Source organism: Sphingomonas endophytica (genome assembly GCF_014199415.1).
GTDB lineage: Bacteria > Pseudomonadota > Alphaproteobacteria > Sphingomonadales > Sphingomonadaceae > Sphingomonas > Sphingomonas endophytica.
On the sequence record NZ_JACIJN010000010.1, the window covers coordinates 120414 to 146838 of the forward strand.

The window sequence follows — 26425 nt, forward strand, 5'->3', positions numbered from 1 at the left end:
TCCAACGCCAGCCATGGGCTCCTGCCTTCGCGGGAGCAACGGTAGCTTTCAGGGCAAGGCCTTGACGCTGCACCGCAGCATCGCCAGCTATGCCGTTCACCAGAACAGCCGACCCGGGGAAATCGCATGGCCATCGCCATCGCCGACGTGCGCACTGCACCCGTCGGCTTGATCCATTTGTCGCTCGCGGTCGGCGGGTTTGCGATTGGCACCACCGAATTCGCGACGATGAGCCTGCTGCCCGATATGGCGCGCGATCTCGGCGTCGACGCCCCGACTGCCGGGCACGTCATCAGCGCCTATGCGCTGGGCGTAGTGGTCGGTGCGCCGTTGCTCGCGGTGCTCGGCGCACGGATGGCGCGGCGGCATCTGCTCATCGCGTTGATGACCCTCTTCGCGCTCGGCAACGGCCTCTCCGCGCTGGCACCGACCTACGGCTGGATGATGCTGTTCCGCTTCATGGCGGGTCTGCCGCACGGCGCCTATTTCGGAATCGCGATGCTGGTCGCGGCGTCGCTGGTCGATCCGGGCCGGCGAACGCAGGCGGTCGCGCGCGTTATTCTGGGGCTGACCGTGGCGACGATCGTCGGGGTGCCGCTCGCCAATTTCATGGGGCAGTTGCTCGGCTGGCGGTCGTGCTTCTTCGTCGTCGCCGGTCTGGCCGCGCTTACCGCCGCGTTGGTGGCGGTCTTCGCGCCGCGCGACCATGGCGATCCGGCGGCGAGCCCGCTGGCGGAACTGCGCGCGCTCCGGCGCCCGCAGGTGTGGCTGACGCTCGGGATCGGCGCGATCGGCTTCGGGGGATTGTTCGCGGTCTACACCTATCTCGCCGACACGATGGCCGACGTAACGCAGGTCGGCCCGCGCATGGTGCCGTTCGCGCTCGCGGCCTTCGGCGTCGGCATGACCGCGGGCAACCTGATCGTCCCGAAGTTCGCCGACCGTGCGCTGCTGCCGACTGCCGCCGCGATCCTGGTGTGGAGCATCGCGGCGTTGCTGCTCTGGCCGCTCGCGGCTCAGCATTTCGCGACCGTGCTCGTCGCGATGGTCGCGATCGGGATCGGGGGGTCGCTCGGCACCGTACTCCAGACCCGGCTCATGGACGTCGCGGGCGACGCGCAATCACTGGCCGCCGCGCTCAACCATTCGGCATTCAACACCGCCAATGCGCTCGGGCCGTGGTTGGGCGGTATGGCGATCGCCGCTGGCTGGGGCTGGACGTCGACCGGTCTGGTCGGGGCGGCGCTCGGCGTCGCCGGACTGGTGGTGCTCGCCGGCTCGTGGCTGCTCCAGCGCCGTACCGCGCCGGCAACTACATGACGATGCCGGGCTTCGCCTCCGCGATCGCCGCCAGCATCATTCGCTCCCACACCGCAACATCGCCGGCCGCCGCCATCGCCGGGCTGGGTGCGCGCATCGTGTGCAGCACCGCGATCGCATCGTCGCGGTGATCCTTCCATTGCGCATCGACCTGCGCGCTGGCCGATTCGACGGTGCCGTGCCCGTTGGCGCTCAGGTGCTGCGCGGCGAGCACGCGCGCGATCCGCTCGACGACCGGGGAGGTGGCAGTGTCCATTGTCGATCTCCTCTACCTCGGGTGTAAACGTGCCGCGCACGTAACGGCTCCACTCGGCGATTGACTCCCGCTCCGGCGGGCGTAGAGCGCGGTTCAGTCGATGCCGCGCGAGGGGCATGGGCAGGCGCGGGAGAGCGCGGCCGGCCTTTCAGGTCACCAGCCGCCGCCGAAGGAGCAACCACCCCGGAATCTCTCAGGCAGCAGGGACCGCGCCGGCCGATCGACACTCTGGAAAGCGGCACGCAGGCTTCTGCCCGCGCGCCCACCGAAGGGGTAACCCGGCGCGACCGGGGAAAGCTCTCAGGTTCCGTGACAGAGGGGGACATTCGGATCGTCAACGGGCTTCGGCTCCGCGCACCGGCCTCTTGTGACGGAAGACCTGTGATGAGCGATACGCCCGCCACCCATGAAGACGACGGTTTCGAGCCGCTGGAGATCCTGACGCTCCCGCTCGACGCCTGGCACCGCGCGAAGGGCGGCCGCATGGTCGAGTTCGCCGGCTATCACATGCCCGTTCAGTATGAGGGTATCATGGCCGAGCATCTCTGGACGCGCGAGAACGCCGGGCTGTTCGACGTTAGCCACATGGGCCAGTTGTCGATCACCGGCGATAACGTCGCCACCGCGCTCGAGGCGCTGATGCCCGCCGCGATTCATGATGCGCCGCTCAACAAGGCGCGTTACTCGCTGCTGCTCAACGAAGAGGGTGGCGTGCTCGACGATCTGATGCTGACGCCGCAAGCCGCGGATCGCATCTACATGGTCGTCAACGGCGCGACCAAGTACGACGACGTCGCGCACATGATCGAGCATCTGCCCGACGACATCACGCTCAACATGATGGAAGACCACGCTTTGCTCGCGGTACAGGGGCCGAAGGCGGTCGACGCCGTCGCGCGGCTCGTGCCCGGTGTCGCGGCGCTGACCTTCATGCAGGCCGGCGCGTTCGAGTGGAACGGCCACGCGCTCTGGATCAGCCGCTCGGGCTATACCGGCGAGGACGGCGTCGAGATGTCGGTGCCCGCCGAGGCCGCCGAGGCGTTCGCCGACGCGCTGGTCGCGCAGCCCGAGATCAAGCCGATCGGGCTCGGCGCGCGCGACTCGCTGCGGCTTGAGGCAGGGTTGCCGCTCTACGGTCACGACCTCGATCCCGCGATCACCCCGGTGCAGGCCGATCTCGGCTTCGCCTTGTTCAAGCGCCGCCGCGAGACCGCCGACTTTCCCGGCGCCGCGCGCATCCTTGCCGAGCGCGAGAGCGGCCCCGCCACCAAGCGCGTCGGCCTGCTGGTCGAGGGACGCCAGCCGGTCCGCGAAGGCGCCGACGTGCTCGACGCTTCGGGCGCGGTCGTCGGCCGCGTCACCAGCGGCGGCTTCGCGCCGTCGGTCGGGGCGCCGATCGCGATGGCCTATGTCCCGCTCGCCGATGCCGTTCCCGGCACCGTCGTTACCCTATCGCAGCGTGGCAAGGCGCACCGCGCCACCGTCACCGCGATGCCGTTCGTTCCCCACCGCTACTTCCGAGGAGTGAAGTAAAGATGAGCCGTTATTTCACCGAGGATCACGAGTGGATCGACGTCGATGGCGACACCGGCACGGTCGGCATCAGCGACTATGCGCAGAGCCAGCTCGGCGACATCGTGTTCGTCGAAGTGCCCGACGCTGGCCGCTCGCTGTCGAAGGGCGACGAGGCCGCGGTGGTCGAGAGCGTCAAGGCCGCATCGGACGTCTATTCGCCGGTGTCGGGTAATGTGCTGGAAGGCAATCCGGCGCTGACCGACGAGCCGGCGCTGGTCAACAGCGACCCCGAAGGCGAAGGCTGGTTCTTCAAGATCACGCTGTCGGACGCGTCCGAGCTGGACGCGCTGATGGACGAAACCGCCTACGCCGCGTTCGTCGCGAAGTTGTGATGTGACATAGCCCCTCCCTTTCAAGGGAGGGGTTGGGGTGGGTGGCGTGCTCGAATACGGCCGACGCCGCGCGATGCAGCTACCCGTACCCCTGGACGAAACCCACCCCCGGCCCCTCCCTTGAAAGGGAGGGGAGGAGCACTCGATGCGCTACCTGCCCCTGACCCCCACCGACCGCCAGGACATGCTGGCCGTGATCGGCGCGTCGTCGATCGACACATTGTTCGCCGACGTGCCCGAGGCTGCGCGCCTCGACGGCCCAATCCACGATCTGCCGATGCACGCCAGCGAGCTGGCGGTCGAGCGCCACATGGCCGCGCTCGCCCGCAAGAACACCGTCGCGGGCGACGTGCCGTTCTTCCTCGGCGCCGGGGCGTATCGCCATCACGTCCCCGCCAGCGTCGATCACCTGATCCAGCGCGGCGAGTTCCTGACCGCCTATACGCCGTACCAGCCGGAGATCGCGCAGGGCACGCTCCAGATGCTGTTCGAGTTCCAGACGCAGGTCGCCGCGCTGCTCGGCACCGATGTCGCGAACGCCAGCATGTACGACGGCTCGACCGCGTGCTGGGAAGCGATCGGCATGGCGCGGCGGATCACACGGCGCGGCAAGGCGATCCTGTCGGGCGGGCTGCACCCGCATTACGTCTCGGTTGCGAAGACGATGGCCAAATACACCGGCGACGTGCTCGACACCGCGCTGCCGACGCTCTCCGCCGACGCCGATCTCGACGCGCTGATCGCGAAGCTCGACGACGATACCTCGTGCGTGGTCGTTCAATATCCCGACATCCTCGGCCGTATCGCCGACCTGACCCCGCTCGCCGACGCCTGCCACGCGAAGAAGGCGCTGCTGATCGCGGTCGTCACCGAGCCGGTCGCGCTCGGCGCGCTGCGCGCACCCGGCGAGATGGACGCCGACATCGTCGTCGGCGAGGGCCAGTCGCTCGGCGTCGGGCTCCAGTTCGGCGGACCCTATGTCGGGCTGTTCGGCTGCAAGGAGAAATACGTCCGCCAGATGCCGGGCCGGTTGTGCGGGCAGACCGTCGATGCCGAGGGCCGTCGCGGCTTCGTGCTGACGCTCTCCACCCGCGAGCAGCATATCCGCCGCGAGAAGGCGACCAGCAACATCTGCACCAACTCCGGGCTGTGCGCGCTGGCCTTTTCGATCCACATGACGTTGCTGGGCGAGGCGGGATTGCGGCGGCTGGCGGCGCTCAACCACGCGGGGGCGTGCCGCGCGGCGGACCGGCTGGCGAAGGTGCCGGGCGTGCGCGTCGTCAACGACACCTTCTTCAACGAATTCACGCTCGACATCGGCAAGGAGGCGCGACCCGTGGTGCGCGATCTTGCCGACAAGGGCGTGCTGGCCGGCGTGTCGCTCGGCCGGCTCTATCCGGGCGAGGATGCGCTGGCGAACGGGCTGATCGTCGCGGTCACCGAAACCGCGACCGACGAGGATATCGAGGCGCTGGCGACCGCGCTTGAGGAGGCACTGGCATGAGCATCAATGCAAGCGGCTGGAAGCCGACCGCCCCCGTCAAAGGCGAGGGCGCTGCGCCCACCTTCACCGGCAACAAGGCGCTGATGCTCGAAGAGCCGCTGATCTTCGAGATCGGCTCGACCGAGACGACCGGTGTCGATTTCGCAGACGGCGATGTCGCCGGCTCACGGCTCGGCGACTTGACGCGCAAGAGCGCGATCGGGCTGCCCGGCCTGTCGGAGCAGGAGACGGTCCGCCACTACACCCGCCTCAGCCGCCAGAATTACGCGATCGACCTCGGGCTGTTCCCGCTCGGCTCGTGCACGATGAAGCATAATCCGCGCCTCAACGAGAAGGTCGCGCGGATGCCCGGTTTCGCCGACATCCACCCGCTCCAGCCGGTCGACACCGTGCAGGGCGCGTTGGGCGTCATCAACGAGCTGGCGGTATGGCTGATCAAGCTGACCGGCATGCACGGCGTGGCGATGAGCCCCAAGGCCGGCGCGCATGGCGAGCTGTGCGGCATCCTGTGCATCAAGGCGGCGCTGGAGAAGCGTGGGCAAGGCCATCGCAAGGTCGTGCTGGTCCCCGAGAGCGCACACGGCACCAACCCGGCGACCGCCGCCTTCGCGGGCTTCACGGTCGAGGACATTCCCGCCACCGCCGACGGCCGCGTCGACACCGCGGCGCTCAAGGCGCGGCTTGGGCCGGACGTCGCCGCGGTGATGATCACCAACCCGAATACCTGCGGGCTGTTCGAGCGTGATCTCAAGGAGATCAGCGACGCGGTCCATGCCGCAGGCGGCTATGTCTATTGCGACGGCGCGAATTTCAACGCGATTGTCGGGCGCGTGCGGCCGGGCGACCTCGGCGTCGACGCGATGCACATCAACCTGCACAAGACCTTCTCGACCCCGCATGGCGGCGGCGGGCCGGGTTCGGGGCCGGTGGTGCTGTCGGAGGCGCTCGCGCCGTTTGGCCCGCTGCCGTTCACCGCGCGGATGGCCGACGGGCACATCCAGTTGATCGAGGAAGAGACCGCGGGCGACGACCATCCCGACACCTTCGGCCGCATGGTCGCCTTCCACGGCCAGATGGGCATGTTCACCCGCGCGCTCGCCTATATCCTCAGCCACGGCGCGGACGGGTTGAAGCAGGTCGCCGAAGACGCGGTGCTCAACGCCAATTACGTGCTGCGCTCGCTGGAGGACGTGTTCGACGCGCCGTTCGCCGGGGCGGGGCCGTGCATGCACGAGGCGATCTTCTCGGATAAGGGCTTCGCGGCCGGCTTCTCGACGATCGACGCCGCCAAGGCGCTGATCGACGAGGGCTTCCACCCGATGACCATGTATTTCCCGCTGGTCGTCCATGGCGCGATGCTGATCGAGCCGACCGAGACCGAGAGCCGCGCCGCGCTCGACCAGTTCATCGGCGCGCTGCGTTCGGTGGCGGAGCGGGCGAAGGCCGGTGACCCGTCGCTCAAGACCGCCCCGCACTTCGCACCGCGCGCGCGCCTCGACGAGACGCTCGCGGCGCGCAAGCCGGTGCTGACGTGGAAGCCTCTGGTCGTGCAGGCCGAGGCGGCGGAGTAAACGCCGGACCGTCATTGCGAGCGTAGCGAAGCAATCCAGGGGGTCACACGCTGGCCTCTGGATTGCTTCGCTACGCTCGCAATGACGTGCCGCCGCTCAATCCTCCGGCGCGGCCGTCACCGTCTGCTGCTTGCCCAGCCGCTGCTCGCGCCACACGATGAACAGCCCGCTCGCGATGATCACCGGTGCGCCGACCCACGTCATCGTGCTCGGCAGCACCCCGAACAGCAGCCAGCCGTAGAGCGTCGCCCAGATCAGCCCCGAATAGTCCATCGGCACCACCGTCGTCACCGGCGCCAGCTTCGCCGCGCCGGTCAGCGCCAGTTGCCCGCACCCGCCGACCAGTCCGATCGCAGCGAGGTTCAGCCACGTCAGCGGATCGTGCGTCTTGAGGTGGAAGGCATAGGGCACGGCGATCAACGGCAGCGTCAGCACCGAGAACCAGAACACCGTCGTCCCCGACGGCTCGTCGCGCAATTGCCGCAGCAGGATCGCGACCAGCGCCACGAACAACGCCGCCAGCAACCCGACGATCGCCCCGAACAGCGGCACGTGCGTTCCGCCGCCCGGCTGCGCGACGATCAGCACCCCCGCGAACCCGACCAGCACCGCACCCCAGCGCTGCACGCCGGTGCGCTCGCCGAGCACCAGCGCGCCGAGGATCGTCGCGAAGATCGGCACCGTGAACTGAAAGGTCGTCGCTTCGGCAAGCGGCAGCAGCAGCACCGCGCCAAACGTGAACACCATCCCGACGACCCCGACCAGCGAGCGCGCCAGATGCCCCTTGATCCGCGTCGTGCGCAAGGAGCCCAGCCCGCGCGTCGCCGCCACGAACGCCAGCACGACCGGTAGCGCGCACGCCTGTCGCCAGAACATCGTCTCGGGCAGCGATGCCCCGCGCGTCTCGGCGAGCTTCACCAGCGCCGACATCGTGGAGAGAAAGAAGATCGCCAGCAGGCGCAGGGCGATGCCCTTCAGGACGCGATCACCCGACATGCCGCCGTCCCTAGCCGCGGGGCGCGCGCAAAGGAACCCCGCAGCCTCGCGGCTGCGGCGGATCGTGTCGCCCGCCACGGGGCGTGCCGTTCGCGTCTATAATGGGAAAACAGGGCGGGGGGCATGCATGTTCTTTATCAATTGGGGTTCGAAGACCGTTGTCATCAATCTGGGTCTGACCGGCAGCTATTTCTGCGGTATCTGCGAGCATGACCGCGACTTCTACCGGCTGTTGCACTATCGTGTTCACCACGTCTGGTGGATCTTTCGCCGGGCGACCCGAAAGACCTACCGCGACGCATGCGACATCTGTGGTCGCGGCAACGAAGTCGATGCCCGCGAGGTAGAGGAACGGCTCGGGAAATCACCGATGCCGTTTCTCGATCGCTTCGGATGGGCGTTCGGCGTCATCCTCCTTGCCGCCTTCGTCACGTTTGCGACCCTGGACACGCCGCCACGCAGCCGCCCGACGCAATCCGTGTCGAGGGGGTGACGCGCCGGGCGGCTTTGGCTAGGCGTCGCGCATGAAACATGCGCTCCCCGTCACCCGCGAGGCCGATTTCGCCGCCTGGTATCAATCCGTCATCACCGAGGCCGACATGGCCGAGGAATCGGGCGTGCGCGGCTGCATGGTCATCCGGCCATGGGGCTATGGGATCTGGGAACGGTTCCAGCGGCTGCTCGACGATCGCATCAAGGCGACCGGTCATGAGAATTGCTATTTCCCGGTCTTCATCCCGCTCAGCTATTTCGAGCAGGAAGCCAGCCATGTCGAAGGCTTCGCCAAGGAAATGGCGGTCGTCACCCATCACCGGCTGATCGCCGACGGGAAGGGCGGTCTGGTCCCCGATCCCGCCGCGAAGCTGGAGGAGCCGCTCGTCGTCCGCCCTACCAGCGAGACGGTGATCGGCCATGCCTTCGCGCGCTGGGTGCAATCGTGGCGCGACCTGCCGGTACTCATCAACCAATGGGCGAACGTCGTGCGCTGGGAAATGCGCACCCGCATGTTCCTGCGCACCGCCGAATTCCTGTGGCAAGAGGGACACACCGCGCATGCCACCGCCGACGAGGCGCGCGAGGAAACGCTGAAGATGCTCGAAGTCTATCGCGACTTCGCCGAAAATTGCGTCGCGGTGCCGGTGATCGCGGGCGAGAAGCCCGAGAACGAGCGCTTCCCCGGCGCGGTCGGCACCTGGTCGATCGAGGCGATGATGCAAGACGGCAAGGCGCTCCAGGCGGGCACCTCGCATTTCCTCGGCACCAATTTCGCCAAGGCGCAGAACATCCGCTTCCAGAATGCCGAGGGGCAACTGGAACATGCGCAGACGACCAGCTGGGGCGTGTCGACGCGGATGATCGGTGCGCTCATCATGGTGCATGGCGACGACGACGGGCTGCGCGTGCCGCCGCGCGTCGCGCCGTGGCAGGTGGTGATCGTCCCGATGCTGCGCGACACGCCGGAGGACGAGGCGCTGGTGAGCTATTGCCGCGAATTGCAGCAGGCGCTGGCGGCGGAAAGCGCGTTCGGGGAGCCGGTACGCGCCTTGCTCGATCTCAAGCCGGTCAAGGCGACGAACAAGCGCTGGGGCTGGATCAAGAAGGGCGCGCCGCTCGTGATCGAAGTCGGCGGGCGCGATATGGCGGCGGGCAACATCTCGGTGATCCGCCGCGACCACCTGTACCGCGAGGACGGCAAGCTCGACAGCGCTGCGGTGGCGCGTGACGGCTTCGCGGGCGGTGTCGCGGCGCTGCTGGAGGACATCCAGCAGACCTTGTTCGATCAGGCCAAGAAGCGCCTCGACGCGAACATCACGCCGGCCGGCGACTGGGCGCAGGTCGAGGCGCATTTCGCCAAGGGCGCAAAGAACCCCGGCTGGCTGGAAGTGCAATGGTCACGCCCGACCGGTGCGGGGCTCGATGCGGTGGTCGAGCGGCTGAAGGCGCTCAAGCTGACGCTGCGCAACGCGCCGATGGGGCAGGCGGCAACGGACGGTGCGTGCATCTTTACCGGCGACGCCGCAGTCGAACGCGTGCTGGTCGGCCGCGCTTACTGACGCACTTCGTCATTGCGAGCGTAGCGAAGCAATCCAGGGCGTCCTGGTCCAACTCTGGATTGCTTCGCTGCGCTCGCAATGATGAAAAATCGGCCGTTCCCGCTCAGAACCGCGTCCGCAGGGTCAGTCCGTAGGTCCGCGGCTCGGCGAGGAACGACGCGAACAGCTGGTTGCCGACCCCGCCGAACGACTGCACCTGCTGGAGGCTGCCCGCGCCCTGGAACGGCGCGTTGAACGCCACCTGCTGATACTCCGTGTCGAGCAAATTCTGCGCCCACACCTCGACCGCCCAGCGATCCTGATTGCCGCGCAACCCGATGCGCGCGTTGAGCAAGGTAAAGCCGTCCTGCGTCTTCTCGACGAACAGGTCGGAGCCGGTGTTGTAATCCGACACCGTCCGCTGATCGACGTAGAACAGCGCCGACATGCCGCTGCTGCCGATCGGCGGGTTCCAGCTCACCGACGTGGTGATGACGTTGCGCGGCGCATTCGACATCTGCGATCCCGACAGCAGGAACAACGCCGGATCGAGCGCCGCGCCCGCGTCCGAGCCGACGAGATTGCGGCGGTACTTCGTGTCGGCGAACGTATAGCCCATGTTGATCGCGAGATGTTCGGCCGGGTAGAAGCCTGCCTCCGCCTCGAAGCCCTGGCTCACCACGCCGTACCGGACATCGCCGCTGCATGCGCCCGTGGCGAGCGAATTGTCGCGATCGGTGCCGTTCAGCCCGTCCGAACACGATCCGATATTCTCGACGACATAATTGGTGCCGTTGAAGGTGTTGAGCTGGAAGTTCTTGAACTCGGACCGGAAGCCCGCGAGGTTGAACGTGAACTGCCGGCTCGAATATTTCAGCCCGACCTCATAGGCATTGACCGTCTCGGGATCGAAGCGCAGCCGGCTGCCGTCGATATTGGCGATCGTCGCCGGATTATAGGCGTCGCCCAGATCGGAGCGGTCGAGATTATAGCCGCCCGCCTTGTAGCCGCGCGAATAGCTGGCATAGGTCATCAACCGGTCGGTCGGTTTCCAGCTCAGCACCGCGGTGCCGGTCAGCTGATTCTCGCGCAGCTTGTCGTTGATCGTCTGCCCGTTAAGCCGGCTCGACGAATTGCCGGTACACGCCAGCGTCGCGATGCCACGGGTCAGTGCGGCGAGTTGCGCGTTGTTGAACAAATTGCCGGCTTGAGGGGTGGCACCCAGCAGCGACTGCACCTGCGGACAGACGGTGTTGTTGTTGCCGAAGGTCGCGTCGAAGTCCTTCTGCTCGCGGGTCCAGCGCAGCCCTGCGGTCAGCGACAGCTTGTCGGTCAGCCGGAGGATGTTGTGCGTGAAGACCGCGAAGCTCTTGCTGTTCTGGTTGTAGACGTCGCGTGTCGTGCCAAGGTCGTTGAGCGTCGAGAGCAGGCGGATGCTGCCCAGCACGATCGGCGTCGCCGCGCCGAATGCCGCGGTCGTGCCCGGCACCTGTCCCTGAAGGATCGCCGACCCGGCGGCGCTCAGGCACCCCGGATTGGCCGGGTTGCGCAGCGCGGCATTGGGGTTGATCGTCGCGACGATCCGGCACGCCGCGAACGCGCCATAGTCGCGGCCGAACTTCAGATTGTCGACGACCTGCAAATCCTCGTTGCTGAAGAAGCCGCCGATCAGCCAGTTGAGCCGGTCGCCGAAGGCCTCGCCGTTCAGCCGCAATTCCTGCGTGAAGGTATGGAATTGCCGGTAGTTGTTGCCGTCGTCCGGGCGATAGCCGATGTCGAGGACATTGGCGTCGATGTCGTTCGCGCCGTCCGACTTGTACTCGCGATAGGCGGTGATCGAGGTGAGCGCGGCGCTGCCCAGATTCCAGTCGATCTGCCCGGACCCGCCATAATCCTTGGTGACGTTGGAATAGGCGCGGCCCGGCGTGAAGGCGATGCGGCGGCTGTACGGATCGTTGCCGGCCGGGAACACGCTGCCCGCGGGATAGCCGCGCAGCGCCGCCACCTGCTGCATGACGCTGACGATGCGATTGCCCGCCGGGTTGATCGCATAATCACCCGGCGTGCCCGGCGTCGGATCGGTCTTCTCGCGCGTATCGACATAGACCGCCCCGCAGCATTTCTCGTTGCGCCACGTATAGTCGCCGATCAGCCGCACCGAGAAATCGGGCGAGGGTTCGAGCAGCAACTGCCCGCGGACGAACCAGCGGTTGCGGTCGTTGTAGTCGGTATCGTTGACAACGTCGCGGTAGAAGCCCTCGCGCTTCGAGGCGACGCCGTCGATGCGGAACGCCAGCAGGTCCTTGACGATCGGTCCGGTGATCGCCCCCGCGACGCGGTAGAAATCGTAATTACCGTACGTCCCCTCGGCATAGCCGCCGAAGTCGAATGACGGCGCCTTGGTATAGATGTTGATCGCGCCCGCCGAGGAGTTGCGCCCCGAGAGCGTGCCCTGCGGCCCACGCAGCACCTCGACCCGGTCAACCTCGCCGAGATCGTTGAGCCCCGAGCCGGTCCGGCTGCGGTAAACGCCGTCGATGAACACCGTCACCGAGCTTTCGAGCCCGGGATTGTCGCCGACCGTACCGATGCCGCGGACGCGCGCCGAGGCGTTCGCCTCTGATCCGGTCGACGAGACGTTGAGCGATGGCGCGAGCTGCGCGAGCTGGCGGATGTCGGTCGCGCCGGAATTCTGCAAGGCGGCCTGGCTGACGGCGTTGATCGAGATCGGCACGTCGGCGAGCCGCTCGGCACGGCGCGTCGCGGTCACGACGATGTCGCCGGCGTTGAGCAACCCGGTGTCGCCCGACTGCGCCGACGCGGTGTCGCTCTGTCCGGCGACCGCGGCGTTGGTGGTGACGGGGCTCGTCTGGTCCTGCGCCAGGGCCGGCATCGCCAGCACCGCGGCGGCGGTGGACAGAAGGGTGGCGGTAAGACGCATGGCGCTATCTCTCTCCCAATGTCATCCGAACTCTTTGAAGGTTCGGTATCGGGTGAGCGTAACGCAGAAGCCGCGCTCGTCCAGCCATTTTACATGATCGGCCGGCGATTTTGGAAAACACTGTCCGACAAATACAACGCCGCCGCGCGGGTCAGGCGCGGCGGACGTTACGGCAGGCTGGGTAAAACCGCCGCGCTTACTTCGGCGCGAGCACCATGAGCATCTGACGGCCCTCCATGCGCGGATAGGCCTCCACCTTGGCGATTTCCTGCACCTGCTCGGCGACTCGCTGGAGCACGTTCATGCCGAGCTGGCCGTGGCTCAGCTCGCGACCGCGGAAGCGCATCGTGACCTTCACCTTGTCACCTTCCTCGATGAACTCGGCGACCTTCTTCATCTTGGTGTCGTAGTCGTGGTCGTCGATGTTCGGACGCATCTTGATCTCCTTGATCTCCTGCGTCTTCTGCGACTTGCGGGCGAGGTTCGCCTTCTTCTGCGCCTCGTACTTGAACTTGCCGACGTCGAGGAACTTGGCGACGGGCGGATCGGCGTTGGGCGACACTTCGACGAGGTCGAGCCCGAGCTCACGCGCCTGCTCCATCGCCTCGCGCGTGTACATCACGCCAAGGTTCTCTCCCTCGTGATCGATCACGCGGACCTTCTGGCTCTGGATCCACTCATTGAACCGCGGGCCGTTCATCGGCGGCGCCTGGTTTGGCCGGCGCATCATGGGAGGACGTATGGGTATTGCTCCTGTTTCAATTACCCCCTCAATATAGAGTATCGAGCGGCGTTTTGGAAGATGCCATGCGGGGCAAGGACGGCGGCTGCCCGCCGCCTCGCCCCGGACGCAATCCGCGAGCGTGATTCTTCCGCTGTGGCGCCGAAGCCGGAGCGTCGGTCACGTCCGGGATGACGGTCGCCGGGTATCCGTCCGTCAGCGCTTCGGCGCAACGCGGGCGGGCGCATCGAGAATGCTACGCATCGCATTGTTGCGGTTCGTGATCTCGGTCTGCTCGGCGTCGGTGAGGCGCCCGTCGTTGCCATAGCGGTCGGCCAGTGAGTCGTTGACGCCATTCTCGGCTTTCGCCCGTCGCGCATCGCCCCGCGACAGCCGTCCGGCCGAATGCTCCCGATCGATCCGCGCATTGTTGTCGCGCACGCCGCGATCGACAGGGACGATCCGGGCGTTGATCCCCGTCTGCGCCGCCGCGGACAGGGGAAGCGCCAACGCAACGGCGGTCAGCAAGATACGCATCGTCTCCGCTCTCCCATGAAGTTCCTCCATCATAGGCGAGCGGAGCGAAACGGTCGAGCGTCAGCGCAAGTCCGGCGCGCGCGCCTCATCGCGGAGCATCTGCACCGCCTCGTCGAGCGTCAGGAAGGTCTGCGCCTGGCTGCCCAGCCGGCGTAGCGCGACCTTGCCTTCCTCGGCCTCGCGCTTGCCGACCACCAGCAGGTTCGGAACCTTGGCGACCGAATGTTCGCGGACCTTGTAGTTGATCTTCTCGTTGCGCAGGTCGGTCTCGACGCGGATGCCCGCCGCGCGCAGCTTGGCAGCCACCTCATGCGCGTAATCGTCCGCGTCGGAGACGATCGTCGCCACCACCGCCTGCACCGGGCTCAGCCACAGCGGGAAGCGCCCGGCATGATGCTCGATCAGGATGCCGATGAAGCGCTCGAACGTGCCGAGGATCGCGCGGTGCAGCATCACCGGGCGGTGGCGATTGCCGTCCTCGCCGACATAGCTCGCGTCGAGCCGGTCGGGCAGCACGCGATCCGACTGGATCGTCCCGACCTGCCACGTCCGCCCGATCGCGTCGGTCAGATGAAATTCCAGCTTCGGCGCGTAGAAGGCGCCCTCGCCGGGCAGCTCCTCGAACTTGTCCTTGATCTCCTGCGGGAGGTTCGAGGCCTGCACCGCCTCGCGCAACTCCTGCTCGGAGCGGTCCCACATCTCGTCTGAACCGAAACGCTTTTCCGGACGCAGCGCCAGCTTCACCGCATAATCGGTAAAGCCCAGATCCTGATAGACCGAGTGGAGCAGCTCGCAGAACTTGCGCACCTCCTCGACCAACTGGTCCTCGCGCACGAAGATATGCGCGTCGTCCTGTGTGAACTGGCGGACGCGCATGATCCCGTGCAGCGCGCCATGCGGCTCGTTGCGGTGGCAGCAGCCGAATTCGGCCATGCGGATCGGCAGGTCGCGATACGATTTGATCCCCTGCTTGAAGATCAAGACGTGCGCCGGGCAGTTCATCGGCTTGAGCGCCATCATGTCGGCGTCGCCCGAGATGACCGCGCCCTCATCCTCGGTATTGGGGATTTCGTCGGGAACGACGAACATATTCTCGCGATACTTGCCCCAGTGACCCGATTGTTCCCATTGGCGCGCGTCCATCAGCTGCGGGGACTTCACCTCGGCATAATCGGCGGCGTCGAGCCGGCGGCGCATATACGCCTCCATCTGCCGCCACAGGATATAGCCTTTGGGGTGCCAGAACACCGAGCCCTGCGCCTCCGACTGGAGGTGGAACAGGTCCATCTCCGCGCCGATCTTGCGGTGGTCGCGCTTGGCGGCTTCCTCCAGCATCGTCAGATGCGCGTCGAGCTGCTTCTTGTTGAGCCAGCCGGTGCCATAGACGCGGCTGAGCATCGCGTTCTTCTGGTCGCCGCGCCAGTACGCGCCCGAGACGCGCGTCAGCTTGAACGCATTCGGATCGAGCCGCCCCGTCGAGGGCATGTGCGGCCCGCGGCACATGTCGAGCCACGCACCCTGGCGATAGATCGTCAGCTCCTCACCGTCGGGGAGTTCGGCGGCCCATTCGGCCTTGAACGTCTCGCCCTGCTTCTGCCACGTTTCGATCAACTGCTCGCGCGACCAGACCTCCCGCGTGAACGGCTCGTTCCGGGCGATGATGCGGCGCATCTCGGCCTCGATCGCGGGCAGGTCCTCGTCGGTGAACGGGCGATCCTTCGGCGCGAAGTCGTAATAGAAGCCGTCGTCGGTCGCCGGGCCGAAGGTGATCTGCGTGCCGGGGAACAGATGCTGCACCGCCTCGGCCATGACGTGCGCGAAGTCGTGGCGCGCCAGCTCCAGCGCGTCCGCCTCGTCCTTCTGCGTCACCAGCGCGAGCTGCGCATCCTGTGTCAGCGGGCGCGACAGGTCGCGCAGCTCGCCATCCACGCGAGCGGCGATCGCCGCCTTGGCGAGCCCCGGCCCGATCGCGGCGGCGATGTCGGCGGGGGTGGTGCCGGACGCGACCTCGCGGACCGAACCGTCGGGCAGCGTGATCGAGAGCATTTCCATCGAAGGGTCTTCCTGCACAAAGTCGTGACAACGGCCTAGCGATGCCGTGCCCCGACGAAAAGAGCGGCGTGGGTGATCGTCAGGATGGAAAGCCGCCGCACCGCCTCCACCCGGTCCGGGCGGGCGGTGCCGTACGTCAGCCGATGACGCGGGCGCCGGCCCCCGGACACGGCCGGGTCGTGGTGGTAGTGGGCATTGTCATCACTTCATCGACATAGCGCGCTCACCGCGCCCGCGCCAGCCATTCTCCAGCAAGCTTGCCGTCCCTATATCGTCGTCATGCCCGCCTGGATCTCGGCCAACCCGCATTTCTACCTGCTGCTCGGGGCGCTGTTCGTCGCCGCGCTGGTGGCGCGACGCATCCCGATCCTGCGGACGCTGGTCAGCCTCGCGCTATGGATCGGTGCGGGACTGCTGCTGTACGCGACGATCGCCGAGCGCGGCCGCTTCGACCCGTGGCTCGGTCGTGCGGCGGCGGCGCTCGACCTCGACGAACAGAAGGTCGCGGGCGAGGAAACCCGCATCCGCATGAGCCGCGACGGCCATTTCTACGTCCGCGCGACGATCGGCGGGACGCAGCACCGGCTGCTGGTCGACAGCGGCGCGACGATCACCGCGCTCTCCCCCGCCACCGCCGCCGCGGCGGGCGTCGAGGTTAAGCCCGCGGTCTTCCCGGTGCTGCTCAAGACCGCCAACGGCACGATCCGCGCCGACACCGGTGAGGTCCCCGAACTGCGCTTCGGCAACGTCGTCGCGCGCGATCTGGCGGTGGTGGTGTCGCCCGCGTTCGGCGACGTCGACGTGCTGGGGATGAACTTCCTGTCGCGGCTGAAAAGCTGGCGCGTCGAGGGCCGCACCTTGATCCTCATCCCGCATCATCCGCAGGAGACGAAGGCGGACACCACCTGACGCCGTCGTCCCGGGCTTGACCCGGGATCCCGCTTCTCTCCGACGGTAGAAGTAAAAGCGGGGCCCCGGATCGGGTCCGGGGCGACGATGAGGCAATCAAGCCACCCCGAACGGCACGACATGGTTCGCCTGCGTGTGCCCGATCTGCGCGCGCCCCAGATACGGCACCCCCAGATCGCGGCACCAGCGCACCATCATCGCCTCGATCGGCTCGCCCCAGTCGGGCTCGTTCTCCTTCACCGCCGTCACCGCCCCCAGCCGCACTCCCGCGACACTCCGCAACTGCGTGGCATTGCCGAGCGTGAACAGCATCCGGTCGATCGCATACATCGCCTCCGACACTTCCTCGACGATCAGCACATGATCGGCGAGGTCGGGCAAATACGGCGTCCCGATCAGCGCGGCGAGGATCGACAGGTTGAACGCCGCCGCCGGCCGCCCGTCGAGCCCCGGCTCCAGCCCGGCACGATCCCCTCGCGCCAGCCACCCCAGCGCCCGCGCCACGGTCGCGTCACCACCACGCCGCCGGATATCGCTCGCCATTGGCCCGTGCGCCACGCGCCCGATCCGCCGCGCATAGAGCGCGCCGAGCAGGAAGCCGACGTCGGAATAGCCGAGATACGCCTTGCTCCGCGCCGCCGGCCCCAGCTGCGGCATGATCGTCGCCAGCAACCGGTTCGATCCATAGCCGCCGCGCAGGAACCAGATCGCGTCGAACGCCGGGTCGTTGGCATATTCCAGAAACGCCGCCGCGCGTACCGCGTCGGACCCCGCGAAATGCCCGTCCTGCGCATAGCATTGCGGGTGAAAGATGAGGTCGATCTCAGGGTAAGCGACTGCCGCGAAGGCGGAGACCGGCGCGATCACGTCCGGGTTGGCGACGCTGCTCGCCGCCAGTACGCCGATCCGCATTGCCACCTCCTGCTTGTCACGCCCGCGCAAAGCGCCGATAGCCCGCCGCCATGCATGACGGCAACGTATCGGGCCAGCGCTTCTTTCTGGTCGGGATCGGCGGATCGGGAATGATGCCGCTGGCGATGATCCTCACGGGCCGCGGCGCGATCGTCGCGGGCAGCGACCGCGGGCTCGACCAGGGCCGTGTCCCCGCCAAGTTCGACGGCCTGCGCGCACTCGGCGTCGAATTGTTCGCGCAGGACGGCAGCGGCGTGACCACGCCCGATCAGATCGTCGTCGCCTCCGCCGCGGTCGAGGACAGTGTGGCCGACATCGTCGCCGCGACCCGGCTCGGCTGCCGCCGCCTGTCGCGCGCCGAACTCAACGCCGCGCTGTTCAACGCCGCCGCGCAGCCGATTGGTATCGCTGGCACCAGCGGCAAGTCGACCGTCACCGGCATGATCGCGACGATCCTCCACGCCGCCGGGCGCGACCCGACCGTGATGAACGGCGCGGTGATGAAGGATTTCGCCAGCCCCGACCGCCCGTTCGCCAGCGCCTTGGTCGGGCAGGGTGATCCGTATGTCAGCGAGGTCGACGAAAGCGACGGCTCGATCGCGCTCTATCGCCCGCAGGTCGCGGTGCTCAACAACGTCAGCCTCGACCACAAGTCATTGGAAGAGCTGAACCGTCTGTTCGGCGACTTCATCGGCCACGCGCGCGTCGCGGTCGTCAACGCCGACAATATGGACGCCGCGCGGCTCGCGATGGCGCTCCCGTCCGCGCGCGTGACGCGCTTCTCGCTGACCGACGACAGCGCGGACCTGTTCGCGACCGATATGGCCGCCGCGCCGTTTGCGATCCGCTTCACGCTGGTGAGCGATGGCCGGCGCACGCCCGTCGCGCTCAAGGTGCCCGGCCGCCACAACGTGTCGAACGCACTCGCCGCGATCGGCGCGACCCGCGCCGCCGGCCTCTCGCTCGAACAAGCGGTGCAGGGCGTCGAGCATTTCACCGGCCTGCGCCGCCGCTTCGATTGGGTGGGAGAGGCGAACGGCGTCGCGGTGATCGACGACTTCGGCCACAACCCCGACAAGATCGCCGCGACGCTCGACACGCTCCACGCCTTTCCTGGCCGTGTGATCGCGCTCTTCCAGCCGCACGGCTACGGCCCGCTCAAGGTGATGCGCGCCGAGCTCGCCGCAATGTTCGCGACGCACCTGCGCGCCGACGACCTGCTCGTGCTCCCCGATCCGGTCTATCAGGGCGGCACCGTTTCGCGCGACGTGACCAGCGCCGACGTCGTCCACGACGTCACGATCGCCGGCGGCAACGCGCTCCACATCCCCGACCGAGCGGCGGCGGCGGCGCATTGCGTCGCACAGGCGCAGCCCGGCGACCGCATCGTCGTGATGGGCGCGCGCGACGACACGCTGTCGCTGCTCGCAGGCGAGATGGTGCAGATGCTGGGTGTAAAACCGGCTTGACGTAAGACGGTATAACCCATGCCGGCAGAGCGTGGGCGGCGTAAGAACATATTGCGACGGTTGCTTCTCGGTTTGCTTGTGCAAACCACTGTTGCCTTTCCATGCAAACCTTCCTAAGTGTCCAGAATGGAAAGGGGTGCCGAGTCGTGACTGACATTCGCTCAGCAACAATTCGCTTACGCGATGAGGCTTGGGATCAAGTCCGTAGCTCACCGGAGTTTGCTGAGTTCAAAGCGCTTGATGACGCTGTCGCAGCAATGGGTGGGAAGCCACTTGTGAGCCGCGATGCTCAGGCTGAGGCTGGGCAGCGAGCCTTTAGGCATGTTACGGAAACCCTTCGCGCCGGGATGGAGCAAACCCGCATCCGGGTATCCCAGTCAGATGCCGCAGCGGCGTTGCTGGAAGAACGTGGCGAGCCAACGCCGGGATCCAAACTGTTGGACTTGTTAGCCACGAAGGGCGCAACGGTCTCTGGGGCGAACCCCATGGTAAATTTTACGTCTTCTATGTCGAAGTCAGGACGCTTTCGTAGCGTCCGACGGGCTGGAAGCTATTTCTGGTGGTTCAAGGATCGACCCTTGCCAGCAGGCTGGAATGAACCGGAGTCGGATGACTTTGAGCATCTGATCGGCTCCGGTCCATCTGAGCCCTCAAGCCAGGAAGGAGGTGATGGGCATGGCCCGGCAACAACCTAGCTAGCCATTGAGGCTTCCGGGCGGCGGGAGAGATTAGGCCCTCTTCCGTCGTTCGCAGCCCCGTTGGGGAGCAATCGCGACAATCATCACTCTTGCGCGCCGGGTGTCTGGAAGACACCCGGCGTCGACGTTATGTCAGACACGCGAGTAAATGGCAAACGCAGGAAACCCAACGAGGCGTTGACGCACTGCCGCTCGCCTTCCGCATCGCCGAAACCTTAAGCAAGCGCATCGAGGAGGTGTTCGTCAGCCCCTCGGCCGCCTGACGCGCTTTCCTGACCCGCCGCCCGCTCCTATGTCCGGGCGCATGAGCATCGTCACATCGCAACCGCCGCGCCCGCGGCTCGCCTATCACCACACGCAGGGCACCACGCCGACGATCGTCTTCCTGCCCGGCTATGCCTCGGACATGACCGGCAGCAAGGCGGTCGCGCTCGAGGAATGGGCGAAAGCGCAGGGCCGCGCCTATCTCCGCTTCGACTATGGTGGCTGCGGCGCCAGCGAGGGCAAGTTCGAGGACCAGTCGCTCGCCGACTGGCGCGACGATGCGCTGGCGATGATCGACCACCTCGACGGGCCGGTGGTGCTGGTCGGCTCGTCGATGGGCGGATGGATCGCGTTGCTCGCCGCGCTCGCCCGGCCGGAGCGCGTCGCGGCGCTGGTCGGCATCGCCCCCGCGCCCGACTTCACCGACTGGGGCTTCTCGCAGGACGAGAAGATGTACCTGCTCCAGCACGGCCGCCTCGAACGTCCGAACCCGTATGGCCCGGCGCCGACCGTCTATACGCGCCGTTTCTGGCAATCGGGCGAGGCGAACCGCTTGATGGGCGGCACGATCGCCTATGACGGGCCGGTGCGATTGTTGCAGGGGCAGCAGGATCCCGACGTGCCGTGGCATCGCACTTGCCGGCTCGCCGAACTGATCCGCTCGCCGCACGTTCAGACATGGTTGGTCAAGGACGGCGACCACCGGCTTTCGCGCGAGGACGACATCGCGCTGCTGGTCCGCGCCGTCGAGGATGTGGTGCCCTGACGGGCGGGAGCGAAGACGTTGAAATATCTGCACACGATGATCCGGGTCAGCGACCCCGACGCGACGATCGCCTTCTTCGAGCTGCTCGGGCTCAGGGAAGTCCGTCGCATCGACAACGAGAAGGGCCGCTTCACGCTGATCTTCCTCGCCACCCCCGAGGACATGAACGCGCCGGGCGAGCGCGCGAATGCCGAGGTCGAGCTGACCCACAATTGGGATCCGGAGGACTATACCGGCGGGCGCAACTTCGGCCATCTCGCCTATCGCGTCGACAATATCTACGAGACCTGCCAGCGGCTGCTCGACCATGGCTACGTCATCCACCGCCCGCCGCGCGACGGGCATATGGCGTTCGTGAAGACCCCCGACGGCATCTCGATCGAGCTGTTGCAGGACGGCACGCTCGAACCCGCCGAGCCGTGGGCGTCGATGCCCAACACCGGAGCGTGGTGAGATGCTGGAGATCGTCCGCGTCCCCGTGCTGAGCGACAATTACGCATGGCTGCTCCACGACGGCGCGCAGACGGTTGCGCTCGATCCCGGCGAGGCGCAGCCGCTGCTCGATGCCGCCGAGGCGCGCGGCTGGACGATCGACGCGGTATGGCTGACACACTGGCACGGGGACCATGTCGCCGGCGCGGCGGCGATCAAGCAGGCGACCGGCGCGCGTGTGATCGGCCCTGAGGCCGAGCGCGCGAAGATCGCAGCGCTGGACGACGGCGTCGGGGAGGGCGATGCCGTCACCCTCGGCGAGCACCGCGCCGACGTTTGGCACGTTCCCGGCCACACCGCCGGGCACATCGCCTTCCACTTCGCCGGCGATGGCGTGATCTTCACCGGCGACACCTTGTTCGCGATGGGCTGCGGCCGGCTGTTCGAGGGGACGCCCGCCGAGATGTTCGCGAACATGCAGCGCTATGCCAAGCTCGATGATGCAACGCGCGTCTATTGCGGCCACGAATATACCCAGTCCAACGGCCGCTTCGCGCTGACCGTGGAACCCGACAGTCACGCGCTCAAAGAGCGGGTGGCGGAGGTCGACCGCCTGCGCGCCGCCGGTGAGCCGACGATCCCGACCACGATCGGAGATGAGCGCGCGACCAACCCGTTCCTGCGCGCGGCGGATGTCGCCACCTTCGCCGAACGCCGCTTGCGCAAGGATCAGGGCTGACGATATGGTATCGCACGTAACCATGCCGGTAACGTGCGGACGGAAGGAGAGAAAGCGATGCGTTTCCTCATGACCTTCGCCGCTGCGGCGGCGCTCGGCGCGGCCGCGGTGGTCGCCGCCCCGGTGCAGAAGGCGGGCAGGCCCGACAAGAACCGGATCGCCTACGAGAAGCTGCTGGCGGGCAAGACCGCCGGCAAGCCGCAGGATTGCATCGACACGCGCTTCACCCGCCCGCAGCTCACCGCCTACGACGGCAAGCTGCTCTACCGGGTCAGCGGCAAGCTGGTCTATGTCACCGAAACCGGCGGCGGCTGCGAGGCGGTGTCGCGCGGCGACGCGATCATCACCCGTCAGTTCCAGACGCGCCTGTGCCGCGGCGACATCGCGCAGACCATGAACCTGCAGGCCAACATTCCCAGCGGCAGCTGCGCGATGGGCCAGTTCGTTCCCTATCGTTCCCAATAGGTGAGACAGTCATGACCAAGCCGACCGAAGACGATCTGACCGGCGTCGAGACGCGCCGCTCCCCCAAGGCGCAGATCGACTCGATCGGCGGGCGCAAGCTCAAGCCGGCGACGCTGATGATGGGGCACGGCTACGATCCCGCGCTGTCCGAAGGCGCGCTCAAGCCGCCGGTGTTCCTCACCTCGACGTTCGTGTTCCCGAACGCCGCCGCGGGCAAACGCCATTTCGAGGGCGTCACCGGCAAGCGTCCCGGCGGGGCCGAAGGGCTGGTCTATTCGCGCTTCAACGGCCCCAATCAGGAGATTCTGGAGGACCGGCTCGGCATCTGGGAGGGAGCGGAGGATGCGCTGACCTTCTCCAGCGGCATGTCGGCGATTGCGACCTTGTTCCTGTCCTTGGTGCGGCCGGGGGACACGATCGTCCACTCCGGCCCGCTCTATGCCGCGACCGAAACGCTGATCGCGCGCGTGCTCGGCCGCTTCGGCGTCAACTGGCTCGACTTCCCGGCCGGCGCGACCCGCGAGGAGATCGACGCGGTCATGCGACAGGCGAACGATGCTGGCCGCGTCGCGCTGATCTATCTGGAAAGCCCTGCCAATCCGACCAACGCCTTGGTCGATGTCGAGGCGGTGCGCGCCAGCCGCGACGCGATCTTCGCAAACGCGGAGGAGCTGCCGCCGATCGCGATCGACAACACCTTCCTCGGCCCGCTCTGGTCGCAGCCGCTCCAGCACGGCGCCGATGCGGTGGTCTACAGCCTCACCAAATATGCCGGCGGCCATTCCGATCTGGTCGCGGGCGCGGTGCTGGGGGCGAAGCCGCTCATCAACACGATCCGCGCGATGCGCAACACGATCGGGACGATCTGCGACCCCAATACGGCGTGGATGTTGATGCGCAGCCTCGAAACTTTGGAATTGCGGATGAGCCGCGCCGGCGAGAATGCCGCCAAGGTCTGCGCCTTCCTGCGCGATCACGAAAAGGTCGAGCGCGTCGGCTATCTCGGCTTCCTCGCCGAGGCGGAGGGGCGACAGGCCGACATCTACCGGCGTCATTGCACCGGCGGCGGCTCGACCTTCTCGCTGTACCTCAAAGGCGGCGAGCCCGAGGCGTTCCGCTTCCTCGACGCGCTCAAGATCGCCAAGCTCGCGGTCAGCCTCGGCGGCACCGAGACGCTCGCCAGCCACCCGGCGGGCATGACGCATTTGTCGGTCGCCGACGAACGCAAGCAGGCGCTGGGCATCACCGACAATCTCGTCCGCATCTCGATCGGCGTCGAGGATGCCGACGATCTGGTCGCCGACATGGAACAGGCGCTGGCGGCGATTTAGAGGCGAGCAAGGTTCACCGAGCTTCCCCGCTCGTCATCCCGGACTTGATCCGGGATCCCGCTTTTACCACGGTTGGCAAGGAGCGGGGCCCCGGATCAGGTCCGGGGCGACGAAGCGGGGTATAAAGCGGCTAATGCGTAGCCTTTGCGCATGATCTATGACACGGCCGCGTCATGGAAACATTCGACGCGATCGTGCTGGGCGCGGGCGGGGCAGGGTTGATGGCGGCGGCGGTCGCCGGACAGCGCGGGCGGCGCGTCGTCGTGCTCGACCATGCCGAGGCGCCGGGCAAGAAGATCCTGATCTCCGGCGGCGGCCGCTGCAACTTCACCAACCTGCACACCGCGCCCGACCGCTATCTGTCCGCCAACCCGCATTTCGCCAAGTCGGCGCTCGGCCGCTATACCGCGCGCGACTTCCTCGACATGGTCGAGCGCCACGGCATCGCGTGGCACGAGAAGACGCTCGGGCAATTGTTCTGCGATGGCTCGGCGCGCGCGATCGTCGACATGCTGCTCGGCGAGTGCGAGCTGGGTGGCGCGACGATCCGGCTCGGCCAGCCGCTCGGCGAGATCGGCCACGCCGATGGGCGCTTCACCGTGCGCCACGGCGACCGCGGTTATACTGCCCCGGCGCTGGTGATCGCGACCGGCGGGCCGTCGATCCCGAAGATGGGAGCGACGGGCGTGGCCTATGACATCGCACGCCGCTTCGGGCTGAAGGTCGTCGAGCCGCGCCCCGCGCTGGTGCCGCTGACCTTGCCGGGCGACGAAGCGCTGTTCCGCGCCCTCTCGGGGGTCGCCACCCCGGTCGTCGCGCGCGCGGGCAAGGCCGCGTTCGCCGAAGCGGCGCTGTTCACGCACCGCGGCCTCTCCGGCCCGGCGATCCTGCAGGCGTCGAGCTACTGGCGGCATGGCGAAGCGGTCGCGATCGACTTCCGCCCCGATGCCAGCGCCGGCTGGCTGACCAGCGCCAAGCGTGCCCGGCCGCGGGCGACGCTCGCGCAGACGCTCGACCTGCCAGCGCGGCTGGCCGAGGTGCTGGCGGAGCGGCTGGGCGTCGGCGAACTCGGCGCGACCACCGATCGCGCGCTGGCGGATGCCGAGCGGCGCCTGTCCGACTGGCGCTTTCATCCCGACGGCACCGAAGGCTGCGCCAAGGCCGAGGTCACGGTCGGCGGCATCGCCACCGATGCCTTGTCCTCGAAGACGATGGAGGCCCGTAAGGTGCCGGGCTTCTACGCGGTCGGCGAGGCGGTCGACGTGACCGGTTGGCTGGGCGGCTATAACTTTCAATGGGCGTGGGCGAGCGGCTGGGCGGCGGGGCAGGCGATCTTACGTCCCAGCGCGTGATAACGTCAGCCACGTTCGTCATTGCGAGCGTAGCGAAGCACTCCAGGGCGTCCTGATCCGGCACTGGATTGCTTCGCTACGCTCGCAATGACGTTCTTCAGCGCGTCGGGTCGATCAGATACTTCTCGCCGGTCGCCTTGCGCTCATAGGCGCGCAGCACGTCGGCGTGCAGCGCCTCCTTGAGCCCGATCGTCGCGGTATAGTTGCTGGCGAAGGTCGTGGTCAGCTCGTCGGCGATCCGCTGCCGCATCCGCCCCGCGGTTTCCGCACCCGCCTTCTTCAGCCACGGCGTCAGCAGGAACCCCGACACGCTCCACTGGAACCCGAAGGCGAGCCGGTTGAGCGTCGTCGCGCCGGTGTCGAGCGCACCGTAGATATACAGCTGCTTGAACGCGTCCGAACCATAGCGGCTGTACTCGCCGGCGTTGCGGTTGGCGGCCTGTTCCATCGCTTGCACGATATCGCTGCCCAGCGTCCCGCCGCCGATCGCGTCGAAGGCGATCGTCGCTCCCGTCTCCGCACAGGCGTCCGCGAGTTGCGCGCGGAAATCGTCATCCTGACTGTTGAGCACATGGGTCGCGCCGATGTCGCGCAGGATCGCCGCCTGCTCGGGCTTGCGGACGATGTTCACCAGCGGCACGCCATCGGCGAGGCAGATCTTCTGGAGCATCTGCCCGAGGTTGGACGCCGCCGCGGTGTGGACGATCGCCTTATGCCCTTCGGCGCGCATCGTCTCGACGAACGCCAGCGAGGTAAGCGGGTTGACGAACATCGCCGCGCCGTCCGCCGCGCTCGCGCCCTCGGGCAGCGGCACCACCTCGCGCAGCTTGGCGAGGCGGTATTGCGCGAACATCGCGCCGCCGATCATCCCGACCTTGCGGCCGATCAGTTCCTGTCCCTGCGCGCCGGCCGCCACGACGGTGCCCGCGCCCTCGTTCCCGACCGGCAGCGACTGGCCGATCCGCGCGCGCAGCCCGCCCATCCGCCCGCGCGGCACCGAAAAGCGCAACGCCGGCGCGTCGGGGGCGCCGACCTCTTCCAGCGTCGTGACATCGGCCGGCCCGAGCAGCAGCCCGAGATCGGACGGATTGATCGGCGCGGCCTCGACGCGCACCAGCACCTCGTCATCGGCGGGCGCCGGATAGGTGACCTCTTCCAGCCGCAGCGTCAGCGAACCCTCGGCGTCGACGATCGATCGCAGCTCCAAACCCTTGATGTCGCTCAACTTGGCCTCCTAATCTAGATGATCC

General features: G+C 67.3%; 23 protein-coding genes and 2 riboswitches. Of the genes, 15 read left to right on the forward strand and 8 right to left on the reverse strand.

The features are described 5' to 3' along the window. The first annotated feature begins 126 nt into the window (after positions 1-126). Complete coding sequence (locus FHS97_RS14665) at positions 127-1320, forward strand: MFS transporter (RefSeq protein ID WP_184039514.1); 1194 nt, start codon at positions 127-129, stop codon at positions 1318-1320. Here FHS97_RS14665 and FHS97_RS14670 read toward each other — a convergent pair. Next, positions 1313-1576: a hypothetical protein gene (locus FHS97_RS14670; protein WP_184039517.1), complete on the reverse strand. Its 264-nt coding sequence runs from the start codon at positions 1574-1576 to the stop codon at positions 1313-1315. The two genes, FHS97_RS14665 and FHS97_RS14670, sit on opposite strands and share 8 nt — an antisense overlap. 117 nt (positions 1577-1693) lie before the next feature. Then, positions 1694-1796, forward strand: a riboswitch (glycine riboswitch). Further along, a riboswitch (glycine riboswitch) is annotated at positions 1797-1902 on the forward strand. It begins immediately after the preceding riboswitch. 58 nt (positions 1903-1960) lie between these two features. Between FHS97_RS14670 and gcvT the strand changes: the two genes are divergently transcribed. The 4 genes from gcvT (at position 1961) to gcvPB (ending at position 6558) form a co-directional block, all read left to right on the forward strand. Then, the gene (gcvT, locus tag FHS97_RS14675) at positions 1961-3109 is read left to right on the forward strand and encodes a glycine cleavage system aminomethyltransferase GcvT (RefSeq protein WP_184039520.1); all 1149 of its coding nucleotides are present in this window, start codon (positions 1961-1963) and stop codon (positions 3107-3109) included. A gap of 2 nt (positions 3110-3111) precedes the next feature. Next, entirely contained in the window at positions 3112-3483 is a 372-nt protein-coding gene (gcvH, locus tag FHS97_RS14680; RefSeq protein WP_184039523.1) for a glycine cleavage system protein GcvH, read from the forward strand. Positions 3484-3628: 145 nt separating this feature from the next. After that, positions 3629-4987 (forward strand): aminomethyl-transferring glycine dehydrogenase subunit GcvPA, encoded by a 1359-nt coding sequence (gene gcvPA, locus FHS97_RS14685; RefSeq protein ID WP_184039527.1) that lies wholly within the window; start codon positions 3629-3631, stop codon positions 4985-4987. Further along, entirely contained in the window at positions 4984-6558 is a 1575-nt protein-coding gene (gene gcvPB / locus FHS97_RS14690; protein WP_184039530.1) for an aminomethyl-transferring glycine dehydrogenase subunit GcvPB, read from the forward strand. Before gcvPA ends, gcvPB begins: the two co-directional genes overlap by 4 nt. A 96-nt stretch (positions 6559-6654) precedes the next feature. Here the strand turns inward: gcvPB and FHS97_RS14695 are convergent, their stop codons facing one another. Further along, entirely contained in the window at positions 6655-7554 is a 900-nt protein-coding gene (locus FHS97_RS14695) for a DMT family transporter (RefSeq protein WP_184039533.1), read from the reverse strand. A 127-nt stretch (positions 7555-7681) separates the two neighbouring features. Here FHS97_RS14695 and FHS97_RS14700 point away from each other — a divergent pair, with 127 nt between their 5' ends. Both FHS97_RS14700 and proS read left to right on the forward strand, forming a co-directional pair. Further along, a complete protein-coding gene (locus tag FHS97_RS14700) occupies positions 7682-8047 on the forward strand; it encodes a hypothetical protein (RefSeq protein WP_184039536.1) in 366 nt (121 codons plus the stop codon). Between the two features lie 31 nt (positions 8048-8078). Then, positions 8079-9608, forward strand: a complete 1530-nt coding sequence (gene proS, locus FHS97_RS14705) for a proline--tRNA ligase (protein ID WP_184039539.1) — start codon at positions 8079-8081, stop codon at positions 9606-9608. Positions 9609-9711: 103 nt separating this feature from the next. Here proS and FHS97_RS14710 read toward each other — a convergent pair whose 3' ends face one another. From FHS97_RS14710 to thrS, 4 genes are all read right to left on the reverse strand, one after another. Then, positions 9712-12528, reverse strand: coding sequence for a TonB-dependent receptor (locus FHS97_RS14710; RefSeq protein WP_184039542.1), 2817 nt, complete (start codon positions 12526-12528; stop codon positions 9712-9714). 196 nt (positions 12529-12724) lie between these two features. Further along, positions 12725-13258: a translation initiation factor IF-3 gene (gene infC, locus FHS97_RS14715; protein WP_184039545.1), complete on the reverse strand. Its 534-nt coding sequence runs from the start codon at positions 13256-13258 to the stop codon at positions 12725-12727. A 207-nt stretch (positions 13259-13465) separates the two neighbouring features. Then, positions 13466-13786 carry a hypothetical protein gene (locus FHS97_RS14720; protein WP_184039548.1) on the reverse strand — a complete coding sequence of 107 codons (321 nt, stop codon included), beginning with the start codon at positions 13784-13786 and terminating at the stop codon, positions 13466-13468. A gap of 60 nt (positions 13787-13846) precedes the next feature. Continuing rightward, positions 13847-15832, reverse strand: coding sequence for a threonine--tRNA ligase (thrS, locus tag FHS97_RS14725; protein ID WP_184039734.1), 1986 nt, complete (start codon positions 15830-15832; stop codon positions 13847-13849). 285 nt (positions 15833-16117) lie between these two features. On the opposite strand from thrS, the gene FHS97_RS14730 reads away from it, so the two are divergent. Next, on the forward strand, positions 16118-16747 hold the full coding sequence (locus FHS97_RS14730; protein WP_184039551.1) for a retropepsin-like aspartic protease family protein: 630 nt from the start codon (positions 16118-16120) through the stop codon (positions 16745-16747). Between the two features lie 96 nt (positions 16748-16843). On the opposite strand, the gene FHS97_RS14735 is transcribed toward FHS97_RS14730, so the two are convergent. Beyond that, the gene (locus FHS97_RS14735) at positions 16844-17659 is read right to left on the reverse strand and encodes an LD-carboxypeptidase (RefSeq protein WP_184039554.1); all 816 of its coding nucleotides are present in this window, start codon (positions 17657-17659) and stop codon (positions 16844-16846) included. Between the two features lie 50 nt (positions 17660-17709). On the opposite strand from FHS97_RS14735, the gene FHS97_RS14740 reads away from it, so the two are divergent. The 7 genes from FHS97_RS14740 (at position 17710) to FHS97_RS14770 (ending at position 25175) form a co-directional block, all read left to right on the forward strand. Continuing rightward, on the forward strand, positions 17710-19128 hold the full coding sequence (locus tag FHS97_RS14740) for a glutamate ligase domain-containing protein (RefSeq protein WP_184039559.1): 1419 nt from the start codon (positions 17710-17712) through the stop codon (positions 19126-19128). Between the two features lie 1002 nt (positions 19129-20130). Beyond that, a complete protein-coding gene (locus FHS97_RS14745) occupies positions 20131-20856 on the forward strand; it encodes an alpha/beta hydrolase (protein WP_184039562.1) in 726 nt (241 codons plus the stop codon). An 18-nt stretch (positions 20857-20874) separates the two neighbouring features. After that, complete coding sequence (locus tag FHS97_RS14750; protein ID WP_184039565.1) at positions 20875-21309, forward strand: VOC family protein; 435 nt, start codon at positions 20875-20877, stop codon at positions 21307-21309. A gap of 1 nt (position 21310) precedes the next feature. Continuing rightward, positions 21311-22027 carry a hydroxyacylglutathione hydrolase gene (gloB, locus tag FHS97_RS14755; protein WP_184039568.1) on the forward strand — a complete coding sequence of 239 codons (717 nt, stop codon included), beginning with the start codon at positions 21311-21313 and terminating at the stop codon, positions 22025-22027. A 57-nt stretch (positions 22028-22084) separates the two neighbouring features. After that, complete coding sequence (locus FHS97_RS14760; RefSeq protein WP_184039571.1) at positions 22085-22492, forward strand: hypothetical protein; 408 nt, start codon at positions 22085-22087, stop codon at positions 22490-22492. An 11-nt stretch (positions 22493-22503) separates the two neighbouring features. Then, positions 22504-23823: a cystathionine gamma-synthase family protein gene (locus tag FHS97_RS14765; protein ID WP_184039574.1), complete on the forward strand. Its 1320-nt coding sequence runs from the start codon at positions 22504-22506 to the stop codon at positions 23821-23823. 173 nt (positions 23824-23996) lie between these two features. After that, positions 23997-25175, forward strand: a complete 1179-nt coding sequence (locus tag FHS97_RS14770; protein ID WP_184039577.1) for a BaiN/RdsA family NAD(P)/FAD-dependent oxidoreductase — start codon at positions 23997-23999, stop codon at positions 25173-25175. A 97-nt stretch (positions 25176-25272) separates the two neighbouring features. Here FHS97_RS14770 and FHS97_RS14775 read toward each other — a convergent pair whose 3' ends face one another. Further along, positions 25273-26400: a zinc-binding dehydrogenase gene (locus FHS97_RS14775; protein WP_184039580.1), complete on the reverse strand. Its 1128-nt coding sequence runs from the start codon at positions 26398-26400 to the stop codon at positions 25273-25275. Positions 26401-26425: the final 25 nt, after the last annotated feature.

What these genes read in the sequence shown, in the direction of transcription:
- FHS97_RS14665 (WP_184039514.1), top strand. Translation starts at nt 127, where the DNA reads ATGGCCATCGCCATCGCCGACGTGCGCACTGCACCCGTCGGCTTGATC.
- FHS97_RS14670 (WP_184039517.1), bottom strand. Translation starts at nt 1,576, where the DNA reads ATGGACACTGCCACCTCCCCGGTCGTCGAGCGGATCGCGCGCGTGCTC.
- gcvT (WP_184039520.1), top strand. Translation starts at nt 1,961, where the DNA reads ATGAGCGATACGCCCGCCACCCATGAAGACGACGGTTTCGAGCCGCTG.
- gcvH (WP_184039523.1), top strand. Translation starts at nt 3,112, where the DNA reads ATGAGCCGTTATTTCACCGAGGATCACGAGTGGATCGACGTCGATGGC.
- gcvPA (WP_184039527.1), top strand. Translation starts at nt 3,629, where the DNA reads ATGCGCTACCTGCCCCTGACCCCCACCGACCGCCAGGACATGCTGGCC.
- gcvPB (WP_184039530.1), top strand. Translation starts at nt 4,984, where the DNA reads ATGAGCATCAATGCAAGCGGCTGGAAGCCGACCGCCCCCGTCAAAGGC.
- FHS97_RS14695 (WP_184039533.1), bottom strand. Translation starts at nt 7,554, where the DNA reads ATGTCGGGTGATCGCGTCCTGAAGGGCATCGCCCTGCGCCTGCTGGCG.
- FHS97_RS14700 (WP_184039536.1), top strand. Translation starts at nt 7,682, where the DNA reads ATGTTCTTTATCAATTGGGGTTCGAAGACCGTTGTCATCAATCTGGGT.
- proS (WP_184039539.1), top strand. Translation starts at nt 8,079, where the DNA reads ATGAAACATGCGCTCCCCGTCACCCGCGAGGCCGATTTCGCCGCCTGG.
- FHS97_RS14710 (WP_184039542.1), bottom strand. Translation starts at nt 12,528, where the DNA reads ATGCGTCTTACCGCCACCCTTCTGTCCACCGCCGCCGCGGTGCTGGCG.
- infC (WP_184039545.1), bottom strand. Translation starts at nt 13,258, where the DNA reads ATGATGCGCCGGCCAAACCAGGCGCCGCCGATGAACGGCCCGCGGTTC.
- FHS97_RS14720 (WP_184039548.1), bottom strand. Translation starts at nt 13,786, where the DNA reads ATGCGTATCTTGCTGACCGCCGTTGCGTTGGCGCTTCCCCTGTCCGCG.
- thrS (WP_184039734.1), bottom strand. Translation starts at nt 15,832, where the DNA reads ATGCTCTCGATCACGCTGCCCGACGGTTCGGTCCGCGAGGTCGCGTCC.
- FHS97_RS14730 (WP_184039551.1), top strand. Translation starts at nt 16,118, where the DNA reads ATGCCCGCCTGGATCTCGGCCAACCCGCATTTCTACCTGCTGCTCGGG.
- FHS97_RS14735 (WP_184039554.1), bottom strand. Translation starts at nt 17,659, where the DNA reads ATGCGGATCGGCGTACTGGCGGCGAGCAGCGTCGCCAACCCGGACGTG.
- FHS97_RS14740 (WP_184039559.1), top strand. Translation starts at nt 17,710, where the DNA reads ATGCATGACGGCAACGTATCGGGCCAGCGCTTCTTTCTGGTCGGGATC.
- FHS97_RS14745 (WP_184039562.1), top strand. Translation starts at nt 20,131, where the DNA reads ATGAGCATCGTCACATCGCAACCGCCGCGCCCGCGGCTCGCCTATCAC.
- gloB (WP_184039568.1), top strand. Translation starts at nt 21,311, where the DNA reads ATGCTGGAGATCGTCCGCGTCCCCGTGCTGAGCGACAATTACGCATGG.
- FHS97_RS14760 (WP_184039571.1), top strand. Translation starts at nt 22,085, where the DNA reads ATGCGTTTCCTCATGACCTTCGCCGCTGCGGCGGCGCTCGGCGCGGCC.
- FHS97_RS14765 (WP_184039574.1), top strand. Translation starts at nt 22,504, where the DNA reads ATGACCAAGCCGACCGAAGACGATCTGACCGGCGTCGAGACGCGCCGC.
- FHS97_RS14770 (WP_184039577.1), top strand. Translation starts at nt 23,997, where the DNA reads ATGGAAACATTCGACGCGATCGTGCTGGGCGCGGGCGGGGCAGGGTTG.